The following is a 14,679-nucleotide window of genomic DNA, read 5'->3' on the forward strand; positions in this document are numbered from 1 at the left end:
CAGGTTTCACTTGGAGGCTAATGTTAGATTTCAAATCACGTTAAAACCCTTTATCCTGTGCCTCTTGATAATTAAGGTACAGGTTCGCTTATGATGTCACAAAACACCTTAGTGCTGGCTACCGGCAACGCAGGAAAAGTTGCAGAGTTGCGTCACATGTTAAGTCAGACACATGCCACGGCCGACTGGCAAGTTCGCCCGCAGTCAGAGTGGGACTTCGCTGAGGCCGATGAAACCGGCACCACTTTTGTCGAAAATGCCATTATAAAAGCGCGCCACGCATGCCAGCAAACGGGGTTACCTGCTATTGCTGATGATTCAGGTCTGGCCGTTACCGCTTTAAATGGCGCTCCGGGCGTTTACTCGGCCCGCTACGCTGGCGGCAATGCCACCGACTCTGACAATATCAATAAACTACTGAAAGCCTTAGAGGGCGTTGGAGAAAGCCAGCGTCAGGCCAGTTTTCATTGCGTACTGGTTTATATGCAAAGTGCGGAAGATCCGACACCAATCATCTGTCAGGGCCGCTGGGATGGACACATATTAACTCACCCGGTTGGAGAAGAAGGTTTCGGCTACGACCCTGTGTTCTGGGTTAAGGAAAAAAAATGTTCCGCAGCGCAGTTAAGCAAAACAGAAAAACAAGCACTCAGCCACCGCGGACAAGCTTTGAAGCAACTGCTGGAGCAGCTGGCTAAATGACTTCTCCTCTGACGCTTCCGCCGTTATCGCTGTATATACACATTCCTTGGTGTATTCAAAAATGCCCTTATTGTGATTTTAACTCACATAAACTGACCGGAGATGTACCTGAAGCAAGCTACGTCGGCCGTCTTTTAGAAGACTTACGAGCCGACATTGACTGGGTTCAGGGTCGGGAAATTCAGTCAATATTTATCGGCGGGGGGACGCCGAGTGTATTGTCTGCAAAAGCAATACAGCAGTTAATGGACGGCGTTCGTTCAATAGTCGCACTAAGTCCCGATTGCGAAGTGACTATGGAAGCCAACCCGGGAACCTTTGAGACCGAGAAGTTCTCTGCATTCGTGGCCGCAGGCATCAACCGCTTGTCTATCGGTGTTCAGAGCTTACAGGAACATCAGTTACAACGCCTGGGGCGTATTCACAACCCGCAACAGGCAAAGGATGCGGCTGCGCACGCAAGTGAATTACCGCTATCCAGTTTCAATCTCGACCTTATGCATGGTTTACCGGATCAAACCGTAGAAATGGCATTAGACGACCTACGTCAGGTCATTGCCCTGAACCCGCCGCATATCTCCTGGTATCAGTTGACTATTGAGCCTAACACGCTGTTTGCGAGCCAACCTCCGGAACTACCGGACGACGATACACTGTGGGAAATTTACCAGCAGGGCCATAAACTTCTGGAGGCTGCGGGTTATTCTCAGTACGAAGTGAGCGCTTACGCTAAACCCGGCCATCAAAGCAGGCACAACCGTAACTACTGGCAATATGGCGACTATTTAGGTATTGGTTGCGGAGCCCACAGCAAAGTCACTCTGCCTCAACAAAATAAAATTCTGCGTTGCGAAAAAGTGAAGCACCCCAAAGGCTATTTAGATTTAACCAAGCCTCTGCGCTATCAATTAAAAGAAGTTGCAGTAGAAGACCGCTTGTTTGAATTTTTCATGAACCAATTCCGCTTACTTGAGCCGGTTAGTAAAAGTAACTTTGAACAAACCACAGCTCTTTCTGCAGAGCTAGCCTCAAAGCAGTTAACGGAAGCGAAAACTCTGGAGCTTGTAACGGAAGATGAGCTTAACTGGCAACTAACTCAACGCGGTCACAGATTTCTAAACTCGGTTCTGGATACGCTTCTGGATTAACCCAGAAGCGTGGCAGATTAATTGGTTTTAAACTGAAGATCCCAAACGCCATGGCCTTTCCCTTCGCCCCGGCGTTCAAACTTAGTTTTTGGGCGGTTCTCAGGACGTGGTACGTAGTCACCTGAAGACGACAAATTGGTTAACCGGGGTTCGTCATTCAGAACCTCCAGCATATGCTCTGCGTAATTTTCCCAGTCTGTTGCAAGATGAATAACTCCGCCAGTCTCAATTTTCTGAATTAATAATTGCACAAACTCGGGCTGTACAATGCGGCGTTTATGGTGACGCTTCTTGTGCCAGGGGTCGGGAAAGAAAATTTGAACACAGTTCAAACTGTTATCCGGAATGCATTGTTTTAATACTTCGACCGCGTCTTCATGAAACACCCGAAAGTTTTTCACCCCAGCTTCCTCTGCCGCCATAAGGCATGCACCTACACCGGGTTCATGCACTTCTATACCAATAAAGTCACGTTCTGGGGCGTTAGCTGCCATCTCAACTAGTGAATGCCCCATACCAAAACCAATTTCCAGCGTTACCGGGGCTTCACGGCCGAAGACCATAGCAAGATCCAGTCGTCCATTTTCCAGCGTTAACCCAACGGTTGGCCATAGACGTTCAATAGCCGCCGCCTGGCCTTTGGTCAGTCTTCCTTCTCTTTTCACAAAGCTGCGCACTGTTCTAACATATTTTCCCGCAGCAGCTGCTTCTTCGGCACTTTTAAAATGGCTCATGACTTTCCTGAAAATTAATGACTTAGCGAATACCAAAAAAACAGGCCTGAAAAATCAGGCCTGTTTAGAGTAGAGCTATTATCGCTATTTCAAGCAATCAATACAATCGGTATTAACGAGTTTTAGGTACCCGGTTTACGACTTTCAATGTTGCTTCTATGCGACGGTTTGTCTGACGATCAGCGGCGCTGTTCTCGCGAACTTTCGGTTGAGATTCACCGTGACCTTTGAAGTCAACGCGGCTTTTCTCAATACCGTGTTGCTTAACAAGTGCATTGGCAACAGCTTCTGCGCGACGTTCAGACAACCACTGGTTATATTTCGCTTCGCCCGTGCTGTCCGTATGTCCGTGAATAGTGATATCCAACTGTGGATGCTCTTTCATGAACTCCGCCATATCTTTAATATCTGACCGTTCACCACTGCGGATGTTCGAAGAGTTTAAGTCAAACTCCACCAGCAACTCTTCAGTTATAGTCTCGTTTTCATAAAGAATACAGCCGGTCTCATCTACTGAGTAATTTTTAGGTGTATTGGCACATTTGTCTTTTGAATCAACAACGCCGTCACCATCAGAATCTACAGGTTTAGACTCCGGCTCAGGTGCCGCTTGTTGAGGTTCAGGACGTGGCTCTGGACGTGTTCTAGGTTCAGGGCTGGTATCGCGACCACCAAAGAACCATTGCAGACCAACGTTTGCGAACATTTCGGTGTAGTCTTCTTCCCAACCACGCTGAGCACCACCTTCCACACGCCATGCCAGATTATCGGTAATAAAGCTACGATGACCAAGCGTGACTCGTGCAGCAACATCCGTGACATCGCCAATTTCAGTATTGTTCACACCTAAACCAGCATAAAAGTTGTTGTTGAAGTGGTATAGCGCATCAACACCGTAGCTGTCGCCATATGCATCGCCTGCACCAACCAGGTCGGCTTCCATGTAGTCATAATAAATACGGGCTTCCCATGCCTCGGTAAACATCATGCCGGCTTCAACACCCGAAGTAATGGTTTTGAAACCGTCATCAACAGAGAATACTTGCCCATTCTTTACCGCAACGCGATCGTCGTCGGCAGAAAAAGCCCCCAAGCGTGCGCCCAGATAAAAGTCGTTTTGCTCAACCTCGGTCTGCTGCGCAAAAACTGGAGCGGTTAATCCAGCGGTTAGCAAAGATATAGTGATTAAATTTAAGGTTTTCATTGCAAAGCTCCTTTTAATTGCAATAACAATCATGCTCGGAATATGAGACACTGTGTATGACATAAAGACTAGTACATTTTTTGAATAAGTCATTTTTATTTGCAGAGATTTACAGTTGACTCAGACATTCAGCTCACAGGTTCTCAATTGGTTTCAGCAATACGGGCGCAAGCATCTGCCATGGCAGAAAAACGTCACGCCCTATCGCGTCTGGGTGTCAGAAATTATGCTGCAACAGACCCAGGTCACTACCGTTATTCCGTACTTCGAACGTTTTATGGCAACCTTTCCTACGGTTCAGGAACTGGCCTCAGCCCCACAAGACAAAGTATTGAATTTATGGACTGGATTAGGCTATTACGCAAGAGCCCGGAACCTTCATAAAACTGCAAAACTTGTTTGCACTCAATATAACGGTGAATTTCCCGAAAAAGTTCATGAACTCGAAAAATTACCTGGGGTTGGTCGCTCAACAGCCGGTGCAATTCGCTCTCTTGGGCATGGTGAATACGCACCTATTCTGGATGGCAACGTCAAGCGTGTATTAGCACGTCATTTTGCTGTTTCTGGCTGGCCTGGTAAGGCAGATGTTTTAAAGCAACTGTGGCAACTGAGTGAACAATTGACCCCGAAGCAAGACTCCGGCACATACAATCAGGCAATGATGGATATCGGTGCAATGATTTGTACTCGCAGTAAACCGCTTTGCGAGCAATGCCCTGTCAATAGCACCTGTATTGCCAGAGCAACGGACACAATAGCACAGTATCCGGGAAAGAAGCCGAAAAAGATTAAACCAGTAAAAGCAACGCACATGCTGCTTTTTCGGCATAATCATCAGTTTTTGCTGGAGAAACGCCCACAGTCTGGTATATGGGGAGGACTTTGGTGCTTTCCACAATGTGATGAGGAAACGGACATTCCTTCCTTGGCCCAACAATACGGCGTCACTGAATTGGCAAGACAACAGCTGGCACCTTTTCGTCATACCTTTAGCCATTTCCATCTGGACTGCAAGCCTCTGCTAATTGACGTTGCTCCCTCTGAGACTTTACTCAACGAAGCACAACACTTATGGGTAAAGGCTGATACCAATCAGGGCTTGGGCTTTGCTGCACCAACCGTTAAACTGATGGAGCAGTTAACTACTAAATAGGTGAACACCGCATGAGCCGCACTGTATTTTGTGAGCATTTTCAAAAAGAAGCCGAAGGTCTCGATTTTCAACTCTACCCCGGTGAGCTGGGCGAGCGTATTTTTAACCATATATCAAAAGACGCCTGGGCTGAATGGCAAAAAAAGCAAACCATGCTGATAAACGAAAAACGGTTAAACATGATGGATCCGACTGATCGTGAGTTTCTTGAAAAGCAGATGACAGCCTTTTTATTCGAAGGAAAAGCCCCTGAAATTGAAGGCTACACCCCACCAGAGAGTTAATGCATTGCATTAACGAATTTCCGGACTTGACTCTTTTTTCTTGTAAATCGAAATTATTGTCTAATATATTGACAATAGTTATGGCTTATGAGCCTCGCTGGAGCTTAGACAGCCAATCTGTTAGACTACTAACGAATTCAACAAAAGGGAGTCTCTATGAAAGCGCCATCCTGGCGAAGAGCCGTACTGAAAGTGGGGAGTGCGCTCATCGCGCCAGATGAAACTGGGGTTAGCACCAAATACCTATTACCCATAGCTCGTTTTATTAACGAGTGCCGAGAACGCGGGCAAGAAGTTGTCTTAGTCTCGTCAGGCAGCGTTGCTGCCGGCCGCAAACATTTTAACTTTGAACACAAGAAAGTACCGGTTGCCGTGCGCAAAGCAATGTCGGCGGTTGGTCAAAATGAAATGATGGGTTACTGGTCACGCTTTTTCGATTCCCCTTGCGCCCAGTTGCTTATGACCCACAGTGACTTACGCGACCGAGCTCGCTACGTCAGCATTAAAAACACCCTAAACAGATTGTTAGAGCACGACATTTTACCTGTGGTAAATGAGAACGATGCCCTTGCTACTGACGAAATGAAAGTGGGTGATAACGACAACTTGTCGGCTATGATCGCAACTTTGGTTGATGCCGACGCGCTGTTTATTTGTTCAGACATCGACGGTCTGTATGACTCAGATCCGAACCTGAATCCGGACGCGAAAAAAATACCGGTGGTTGAACAAATTGACGAAAGCATTTATTCACTTGCCGGTGGTTCAGTAAGTTCCGTCGGTACCGGAGGAATGCGCACTAAAGTTGAGGCGGCAGAAAAAGCTACTTCACACGGTATTGATACTTACATAGTTAACGGTCGTAAGGGTGAAACTTTTGAATCGTTACTACAGGGGGACATCCCCGGCACATTATTCCGTCGCCAATCTGATCCAATTAGCAATAAAAAGCATTGGTTAAGACATACTCTGGTCGCCCAGGGTGAAATATTGGTTGATGAAGGTGCAGAGAAAGCATTAATTGAGAATGGTGCCTCACTACTGAGTTCAGGCATTGTTGATGTACAAGGTGACTTTGATCGCGGTGACGCCGTACTGGTTCGCAGCGCCAACGATACTGACGCTATCGCAAAAGGTATTTGTCAGTACAGCGCACATGAACTGATGCACATTAAAGGGCAGCAAACGGAAGATATAGCGGAAAAATTTGGCTATAGCCCAATTACGGAAGTTATTCACCGCGACGATCTAATGATTTTGGAGGATTCATGAGCCAGCAACTAGCAAAAGAAATTTCGCAACGCGCCGCAAAAGCGGCTCGCGCTGTAGCAACCTTATCGGAAGCAGACAAAAACGCTGTACTTCAAAAAATGGCTGACGCTATTCGCGCACGTCAGGATAAGATTATTGAAGTAAATAAAAAAGACTTAGTCACAGGCAAAGAAAAAGGCCTCAGCGACGCTATGATGGATCGCCTGGAATTAACGCCAGAGCGTGTCGAAGGCATGGCTTCTGCCATTGAAGAGATCATTGCGTTAAAAGATCCTGTCGGCGACAGCTACGTTCTCGATGAGCGCCCTAACGGCATGAAAATTGAAAAAATGCGCATTCCTCTCGGCGTTATCTGCATGATTTATGAAGCACGTCCGAATGTCACAGCTGACGCCGGAGCGCTATGCTTTAAGTCTGGTAACGCAGTAATTTTACGTTGTGGCCGGGAAGCCATTGAGAGCAGTAAAGCCATTGCTGAAGCCTTGCACGAAGCTTTAGAAGCCAGCAACCTGCCTAAAGACGTTATCACTGTGGTCCCAACACCTGACCGCGAACTGATGACTGAACTTCTGCAACAGAAAGACTATATCGATCTGGTTATTCCTCGCGGCGGTGAAGGTCTCATTCACTTCGTTAGCGACACCAGTAAAATCCCAGTCATTCAACATTACAAAGGTGTTTGCCACCTGTATGTGGATAAAGACGCAGACCTTGATAAAGCTCTGGCAATTCTGCTTAACGGTAAAACTCAGCGTACCGGCGTTTGTAATGCGCTAGAAGGTTTACTGGTTCATCAGGACGTTGCTGGTAAGTTCTTGCCTATGGCTGCTAAGGCGCTGGCAGAGAAAGAGGTAACCATCCACGCCGACAAGCGTTCAGTAAGCTACTTTGATGGCGCTGATGAGATTGCAGACGATGCTTTTGGTGAAGAATACCTGGCTCTTGAGATTGCGGTTCGGACCGTCGATAACTACGAAGGTGCTATTGAGCATATTCAGGAGTTTGGTAGCGGTCATACCGAAGTTATTATCACTGAAAACGATGAAACCGCTAAGCGTTTCATTCGTGAAGTAGATTCAGCCGTTACCATGGCAAATGTCTCTTCTCGCTTCTCTGATGGCGGCCAGTTAGGTTTGGGTGCTGAAATTGGTATCTCCACCAGCAAGCTGCACGCATATGGACCAATGGGTCTTGAAGCATTAACAACTGAAAAATTTGTGGTGACCGGTAACGGTCAAGTTCGCGACTAATTCAGTGCTTAGCGCATTAAAAAGCCCCGGTCACTTCAAGTGGCCGGGGCTTTTTTTATGGCTTAGAGCTTAACGACGATAGCCGGTTAATAGTTCAGGCCAGTCACGGGACTCCTTCCAGTAGAAAGTTTCATTCTTCTCTTTTTCTTTGCGTAAAGAGCGCAACAATCGTTGGATATTGGCTTCTTTCCAGTCACCGCTTTCACGGAAATCGCATTTATCAAAATCAACAATCCAGGCTTTATCTTTGTCATCCAGCATCAGGTTGTGACAATTTAAATCTGAATGGTAGACACCAGTATCATGCAGCTCTTTAATAACACTGCCCAGCTTTTGCCATAGCTTCGCGGACAGTTTCTTTTCACGCAGTAAGCGAAAAACATCGACGGCCCCCGGAATAACTTCCACCAGAATGTCTGCTTTGTAACTGAAAACCGCTGTCTTTTCCATGCGAGCCGCTACTGGACGCGGAACGGGTAAACCAATTTCCCGCAATTTCAATAGCAAATCGAACTCATGAATAGCCCGGCTTTTTTCCGCAGGTTCACGTAAAAAGCGATCTTTATTAATTTTACCGACTAATCCACCACGATAATAATGGCGCAGTAAAAGTCCTAAATCCCCCTGCTGAATAAACCAAACTGTTGCGCGTCCCGTTGAGTTTCCCGCAATCGACTTCTGTTGCTGCCAATACTGGGCTGTAAAATGCTTGTCTTCTATTGTTTCAAAAATATCGCTGTCGTAGCGAATAAGCCCTTGGGGACTCTGCTCTGTTTTTATCATACCGCTTCCTGTCAGAGTATATTCCAGTGCCCGCTTTAATACTCTTAACGTAGCACCCTGGTGCGTTTGTAAAACGCTTTTAGCAGCTTCATGTTGCGCTTTCATGACAGCTGTCTGCTGCATCAACTCCACAGCTTGTTTAATTTCTCCGGCATTATTAACCCACTGCACGGCACCGGCTTTTGCCAGCTCACCATAAACTTGTGGGAAATTGAACACGTGCCGCCCTGACATAACATTGGAGCCAGCAGCTATAACTTCAAGGGGGTTATGCCCGCCTCGCTCAATAATACTTCCGCCGACAAAGCTCGCCGAGGCTAATTGCCCCCACAACATCATTTCCCCCATGCTGTCAGCAAGAAAGACATCACAACCTTCAGGTATCGCATTACTTTCGCTTCTACGGGCAAGCTTAAGTCCGGATTCCTGTATCATTTCTGCTACTACCTCAAATTGCTCAGGGTGTCGCGGCGCAATGATAAGACAGGAATCAGGTAAGTCCTGTTGAATCAGCTTGTGTGCTTCTAACAGCAGCTCATGCTCGCCGGGATGGCTGCTACTGGCCAACCACACCTGCCGCGGCGCAATGCTTTGCTGCCATGCCAAAGCTTTTTCAATGTCAGTAGTACAAAGCTCAATGTCGTACTTAAGGTTTCCGTCCACAAAGAGCACGCCACCGGGAACTCCCAGCACCTTCATTCGTCGCGCGGTTTCTTTATTCTGCACAGAAACCAGTGTCAGTTGTTTCCAGACCTTCTTCATCAACCAATGAAAACGCCGATAACCTGCCGCTGAACGAGCCGAAAGTCGCGCGTTTAACAATGCGACGGGAATATTAGCTCGGGCAAATTGGTTCAGCATTTGCGGCCAAAGCTCAGTTTCCATTACCCACACGGCTTTAGGTTTAAACTTACGCACAAAACGCTTCGCGGCACCCGGAGTATCTATTGGCCAATAACGACAACTAACAGCGTCGCCAAAATGCTGCTGAATAAGTTCCCGGGCCGTTGGTGTCATGCAGGTAATAAGTATTTTTTGACCTGGTTCCTGACGCAAAAGCTGCTCGATCAACCGTTTCGCCGCTAACGTCTCGCCAACGGAAACGCTATGAATAACCACACAGCCGTGCTGTTTTTTATCAACAGAGTCCAGCACAAGCCGTTCTGACCAGTTCAGACGGTAGCGGCTGTCTTTTCTGCCGCGTAGCCACAACCAGGCAAAAACGGCTGGAGTGACCAGCCGTATTAATACTCCGTAGATCCACAATTGCATATCATTTAACGCCAGTATTCGGCTATCCACTTGGTTGGCAGAACCTTACGGTACCACTTGCCGCTTCGGCCTTCCAACGCGTCATCCGGATGCGGTTTGCCGTGGAAAATAATAACTTTTGCCTCTTCCGGAATACGCGGCTCCTGAAAGAAGCTAAGCGGGAACGGACGTAGACAATGGCGCTTAAAGCTACGACACCACTTTTCCGGCCAGTACGTCAGCTTGTTTTGGCGATCGACAAAATGGGTAATGTATTCCTGTTCATTCCGTACATCAGCGATAGCCGCTTTCGGATCTTTTTTCAGATGCTCTAACGCGTCTTCATGAGCGCCAATATCAAAGCGAAATACCGATGTATTCCCGGTAGCATCAGATTTATCCCACTCTTTGATCACCATAAACTCGCCTTCCGGCTCAAAGAACTCGTCCAGGCTGCCAACAATAATAATATCCAGATCCAGGAATAAAGTCGGGCCTTCAAGATCATAAAGCGGGTTCGCAAAGCAGGTAAGCTTTAACCAGCCGTGACCTTTTGACCACGGAACTTGTTCATCAAAGTCTTTAAAGCCAATTTTAGGAATAGCTTTTACTTCAATGTCGTCATTGATACCCTCAAAGTCGTCGGTAAAACAGACAAAACGGAACGGGCGACTAAGGTGGCGACTGACCATTGAATGCAACGTATTGACGTAATCGGGGCCATACTTTTTACCCCATTTAATGCAAATGACATTGACCGGTTTTTGCTCTGATGAATTCTCGTTATCCGTTACCTGGCTCATAACTACTCCAATCTGAAACTGAAACTACCGCGCATCATGCCATATTTTGGTGCATTTAGGTATGCCGATCTGAATCGCTGAATAGAACGTAATGAAGCTATCAACCCTAACTCCTCACTGTTTATGAAAATTCATACTCTACGACTCATACTTGGCGACCAACTCAATGCCAGACATTCGTGGTTCAGAGAAAAGGACGCGGGTGTACTTTATGTAATGATGGAGCTCAAACAAGAAACTGATTACGTTGTTCACCATCGGCAAAAAGTATTAGCTTTTTTCGCAGCGATGCGGGCTTTCGGTAACGCTCTGAACACGGCAGGACATCAGGTAAACTATATAAAACTTGATGATGATACTAATGAACAAAGCCTGACTCAGAACCTTCAGCAGTTAATGAAAAAGTACGAAGTGACCACTCTGGAATGTCAGCAACCCGACGAATACCGGCTCGATCATCAACTGAAAAGCTGGGCCGGCGCCAATAACATTCATTTAAACTGGTTTGATACAGAGCACTTTCTTACCGGCCGCAACTCGCTAAAAGAGTATTTCCCCAATAGCGAAAACTACTTAATGGAAACCTTCTACCGAAGGGTACGTAAGCAATACGATATTCTAATGGAGGGAGGACGTCCGACTGGTGGCCTCTGGAATTACGATAAAGAAAACCAGAAAAAGATTCCGGCAAATCATGACCTAGAGCCGCCTTTAACCTTCTCCAATGACGTATCGGATATTGATGAGGTGCTGCACGACGGTGACGTTAAAACCATGGGACAAGCGAACGCGGCTCAACTGATATGGCCGGTTAACCGAAAACAGTCTAAGCAGTTGCTTGAACATTTTTGTCAATTCGGACTTCCTGATTTTGGTCGTTATCAGGACACCATGGCAACCGAAAATAACGTTGGGGAAGCTCACTGGAGTCTTTATCATTCAAGGCTTTCATTTTCTCTCAACACCAAAATGCTGCATCCGTTAGAAGTGGTTAACGCTGCTATTGATGCCTGGTCGAAAAACAAAGACACCATTTCCCTAGCCCAAATTGAAGGCTTTTGTCGGCAAATTATTGGCTGGCGAGAGTTTGTAAGGGGTATTTACTGGGCGCATATGCCCGACTATAAAAATCTTAACGCACTTAACCACACCAGACCGCTACCGGAGTTTTACTGGACTGCCAATACCAAAATGGCATGTTTGCATTACGCCGTTAGGCAGTCGTTAGACTATGCCTACGCCCATCACATACAGCGGTTAATGGTAACCGGAAATTTCGCTCTGCTGGCCGGCGTATCACCGGACGCTTTGGATGACTGGTATCTTGGTATTTATATTGATGCCATTGAGTGGGTGGAACTGCCCAATACTCGCGGCATGAGTCAGTATGCCGACGGTGGGCTAATAGCAACCAAGCCCTACATTGCCAGTGCCAACTATATGCAAAAAATGGGGCACTATTGTAAAGAGTGCTATTATGATCCGAAGAAGAAAACCGGCGAAAAAGCCTGTCCTTTTAATAGCCTGTACTGGCATTTTATTGAACGTCATAAAGAACGCTTTAAAGACAATCACAGAATGAGCATGATGTATCAGGTCTGGAATAAAAAAACCGAAGAAGAACAGCAGGCGTTAATAAAACAAGCCGAAACTTATTTAGATAATATCAACGAGTTATAAAAGGAAGCACAATGAAAAAATGGATGGTGTCATTACTTTTTACCTTTCTACTGAGTGCCTGTAACTCTCAACCAACACCGGTAGCCGAAGTTGTTGACGACTTTGAAGCCGAGCGTTACTTGGGCAAATGGTACGAAATAGTCCGTATGCCACACAGCTTTGAAGAAGGCTTGCAGGGTGTTACCGCAGAGTATCGCTTAAATGGTGATGGCACACTGGAAGTGACCAACCGGGGCTATCATGTCAAAAATGAAGAATGGCAAACCGCTATTGGGTTGGCTGAGCCGGTCGAAAATATGGATGCCGCATATCAGGTTACCTTCTTCTGGCCCTTTTATGGCGGTTATTACGTAAGTTGGTTAGGTGGTGATTATCAACAGGCAATAGTAACCAGCGACTCACACGAGTATTTCTGGTTTTTATCGAGAAGCCCTGATGTTTCTCAGGCAGATATTGATTACGCTTTAGCCAAGGCTCATGAGTGGGGATATGACATCGACCAGATGATCATTGTTGATCATCCGGCCGAGTTAAGAGACGCTAATTAACTAAAACGACGCGCAGCACCCTTACCGGAGTTGCGCTTAGGTCCGCCACGAGCATCGCGGTCACGCGGTGGGCGTGGCGCACGCTTAACTTGCTCATCACTTAGTTCCAGACCCATAGGCTGTTGACGCACACGAGCTTTTTTCAGTACGTGCATAATGTCTTTTGGCATACCTTTTGGTAGCTGCACTAAAGAATGATTATCAAACAACTGAATTTGCCCAATATACTTGCTGTCCATTGATGCTTCGTTAGCAATAGCACCAACGATGTCACCAGGACGAGCGCCGTGCTCACGACCGACCTGAATCTTATAGGTTTCGAAATCGACATCCGCTGCACGACTGGTGGTGCGCTCTGCACGAGGTTTGCGCTTATCACCACGGTCACTGCGTTCATTGCGACCTGATCGTTCGCTACGCTCGTTGCGTGCTTCACGTACCGGACGGTCTTCTTTCAGGAACAACGGGCGCTGCTCATTATGCTGAGCCAATAACGCTAAAGCAATTTCTTCAGCACTTAACTCTGACTGTTCCAGCCACTCGCCTAACAGTTTCTCTAGCTTAGGCTTATCGGCGCTTGCAGTTTCAGGAGCCAGTGACGCCTGCAACTTCTCTAACAATTGTTGCTGACGGTACTTGCTCAGTTCATTTGCGTTTGGTACTTCAAAGAACTCAACCGGTGCATTGGTTAAGCGCTCATAGTGACGCAACAAATGACGTTCTTTTGCACGGAAGAAAAGAATCGCTTCACCAGTACGGCCCGCACGACCAGTACGTCCAATACGGTGAACATAAGATTCAGTATCGCTTGGTAAGTCATAGTTAATAACGTGCGTAATTTCAGGAACGTCTAAGCCACGAGCAACAACGTCGGTCCCTACCAGAATTTCGATGTGTCCACTACGTAACTGACTGACAGTCTGCTCACGCTGAGCCTGGTTCAAGTCACCGCTTAATGGCGCCGCTTTAAAGCCGTTGCGTTGCAATAATTCAGCCACATCCATCGTATCCTGACGGGTACGTACGAAAATCAGTGCGCGCTGATACGGAGTCACTTCTAACAATCGAGTCAGAGCGGTCATTTTCGTCATGCCCTGAACTTTCCATGCTTTCTGCTTAATGGTCGCTTTTTCGCGGGCAATAGCTTCAATCTGAATATTCAGCGGATCTTTCAGGAAAGTTTTTGCCAGTTTGCGAATTGCATTCGGCATAGTTGCTGAGAATAACGCGCGTTGCGCCGTATTCGGTACAGCTTTTAGAATCGTCTCGATGTCTTCAATGAAACCCATGTTAAGCATTTCATCAGCTTCATCCAGAACGCCCACTTTCAAACCATCTAGTTGCAGGACGTTTTTATTCAATAAGTCGATAAGACGACCCGGGGTACCAACAACAATAGCGGTTCCCTGCTTCAGGGCTTTAACCTGAGGACCAAATGGAGCGCCACCGTAAACGGTTGCTACGCCAACACCACGCATTTTCGCAGCAAAGCCTTCAAGCGCTTCAGCTACCTGAATAGCCAGCTCACGAGTTGGAGTTACGACTAATACTTGAGTTTGCTTAACCGACGCATCAATTTTTGCCAGTGCAGGCAGACCGAATGCAGCAGTTTTACCGGTACCGGTCTGAGCTTCGCCCAGCACGTCTTGCCCTTCCAGCAATGCAGGAATAGCCTGTAGCTGAATAGGAGTCGGAGTTAAAAACTGCATTGCGTTTAATTGTTCAAGCACAGCACTAGGTAAGGCCATGTCGTTAAACGACAGACCCGTTTGGGTATTTGACATATTTGTCTCACTTTATTCCCGTTTGCCCATTGGCAAACACAATAAAAAAGGGGTTATGGCCCGGCAACAGGAATCAGTGT

Annotated in this window: 13 protein-coding genes; 8 read left to right on the plus strand and 5 right to left on the minus strand. The window is 46.8% G+C overall.

Features of this window, described 5'->3' with window-relative positions:
* The first annotated feature begins 93 nt into the window (after positions 1 to 93).
* Positions 94 to 702 (plus strand): RdgB/HAM1 family non-canonical purine NTP pyrophosphatase, encoded by a 609-nt coding sequence (rdgB, locus tag ACP7H9_RS04350; protein ID WP_110013998.1) that lies wholly within the window; start codon positions 94 to 96, stop codon positions 700 to 702.
* Positions 699 to 1,850 carry a radical SAM family heme chaperone HemW gene (gene hemW / locus ACP7H9_RS04355; RefSeq protein ID WP_439222229.1) on the plus strand — a complete coding sequence of 384 codons (1,152 nt, stop codon included), beginning with the start codon at positions 699 to 701 and terminating at the stop codon, positions 1,848 to 1,850. The genes rdgB and hemW overlap by 4 nt, the downstream gene beginning before the upstream one ends.
* Before the next feature lie 17 nt (positions 1,851 to 1,867).
* Here hemW and trmB read toward each other — a convergent pair whose 3' ends face one another.
* Both trmB and ACP7H9_RS04365 read right to left on the minus strand, forming a co-directional pair.
* The gene (gene trmB, locus ACP7H9_RS04360; RefSeq protein ID WP_110013960.1) at positions 1,868 to 2,584 is read right to left on the minus strand and encodes a tRNA (guanosine(46)-N7)-methyltransferase TrmB; all 717 of its coding nucleotides are present in this window, start codon (positions 2,582 to 2,584) and stop codon (positions 1,868 to 1,870) included.
* A gap of 112 nt (positions 2,585 to 2,696) precedes the next feature.
* Positions 2,697 to 3,788, minus strand: a complete 1,092-nt coding sequence (locus ACP7H9_RS04365) for an OmpA family protein (protein WP_110013959.1) — start codon at positions 3,786 to 3,788, stop codon at positions 2,697 to 2,699.
* 115 nt (positions 3,789 to 3,903) lie between these two features.
* Here ACP7H9_RS04365 and mutY point away from each other — a divergent pair, with 115 nt between their 5' ends.
* From mutY to ACP7H9_RS04385, 4 genes are all read left to right on the plus strand, one after another.
* Positions 3,904 to 4,944: an A/G-specific adenine glycosylase gene (mutY, locus tag ACP7H9_RS04370; RefSeq protein ID WP_439222230.1), complete on the plus strand. Its 1,041-nt coding sequence runs from the start codon at positions 3,904 to 3,906 to the stop codon at positions 4,942 to 4,944.
* A gap of 11 nt (positions 4,945 to 4,955) precedes the next feature.
* Entirely contained in the window at positions 4,956 to 5,228 is a 273-nt protein-coding gene (locus tag ACP7H9_RS04375; RefSeq protein ID WP_011235212.1) for an oxidative damage protection protein, read from the plus strand.
* 156 nt (positions 5,229 to 5,384) lie between these two features.
* Positions 5,385 to 6,500, plus strand: coding sequence for a glutamate 5-kinase (gene proB, locus ACP7H9_RS04380; protein WP_011235213.1), 1,116 nt, complete (start codon positions 5,385 to 5,387; stop codon positions 6,498 to 6,500).
* Positions 6,497 to 7,750, plus strand: coding sequence for a glutamate-5-semialdehyde dehydrogenase (locus tag ACP7H9_RS04385; protein WP_439222231.1), 1,254 nt, complete (start codon positions 6,497 to 6,499; stop codon positions 7,748 to 7,750). The genes proB and ACP7H9_RS04385 overlap by 4 nt, the downstream gene beginning before the upstream one ends.
* A 69-nt stretch (positions 7,751 to 7,819) precedes the next feature.
* On the opposite strand, the gene ACP7H9_RS04390 is transcribed toward ACP7H9_RS04385, so the two are convergent.
* Positions 7,820 to 9,805: a 3-deoxy-D-manno-octulosonic acid kinase gene (locus tag ACP7H9_RS04390; protein WP_439222232.1), complete on the minus strand. Its 1,986-nt coding sequence runs from the start codon at positions 9,803 to 9,805 to the stop codon at positions 7,820 to 7,822.
* 5 nt (positions 9,806 to 9,810) lie between these two features.
* Positions 9,811 to 10,587 carry a hypothetical protein gene (locus ACP7H9_RS04395; RefSeq protein WP_034822465.1) on the minus strand — a complete coding sequence of 259 codons (777 nt, stop codon included), beginning with the start codon at positions 10,585 to 10,587 and terminating at the stop codon, positions 9,811 to 9,813.
* Between the two features lie 123 nt (positions 10,588 to 10,710).
* Between ACP7H9_RS04395 and ACP7H9_RS04400 the strand changes: the two genes are divergently transcribed.
* The gene (locus tag ACP7H9_RS04400) at positions 10,711 to 12,267 is read left to right on the plus strand and encodes a cryptochrome/photolyase family protein (protein WP_439222233.1); all 1,557 of its coding nucleotides are present in this window, start codon (positions 10,711 to 10,713) and stop codon (positions 12,265 to 12,267) included.
* Between the two features lie 11 nt (positions 12,268 to 12,278).
* Positions 12,279 to 12,815 carry a lipocalin family protein gene (locus tag ACP7H9_RS04405; protein WP_439222234.1) on the plus strand — a complete coding sequence of 179 codons (537 nt, stop codon included), beginning with the start codon at positions 12,279 to 12,281 and terminating at the stop codon, positions 12,813 to 12,815.
* Here the strand turns inward: ACP7H9_RS04405 and ACP7H9_RS04410 are convergent.
* The gene (locus tag ACP7H9_RS04410; RefSeq protein ID WP_439222235.1) at positions 12,812 to 14,599 is read right to left on the minus strand and encodes a DEAD/DEAH box helicase; all 1,788 of its coding nucleotides are present in this window, start codon (positions 14,597 to 14,599) and stop codon (positions 12,812 to 12,814) included. The two genes, ACP7H9_RS04405 and ACP7H9_RS04410, sit on opposite strands and share 4 nt — an antisense overlap.
* Between the last annotated feature and the right edge of the window lie 80 nt (positions 14,600 to 14,679).

Source organism: Idiomarina sp. ST20R2A10, assembly GCF_051842345.1.
In the GTDB taxonomy this organism is placed as follows: domain Bacteria; phylum Pseudomonadota; class Gammaproteobacteria; order Enterobacterales; family Alteromonadaceae; genus Idiomarina; species Idiomarina loihiensis.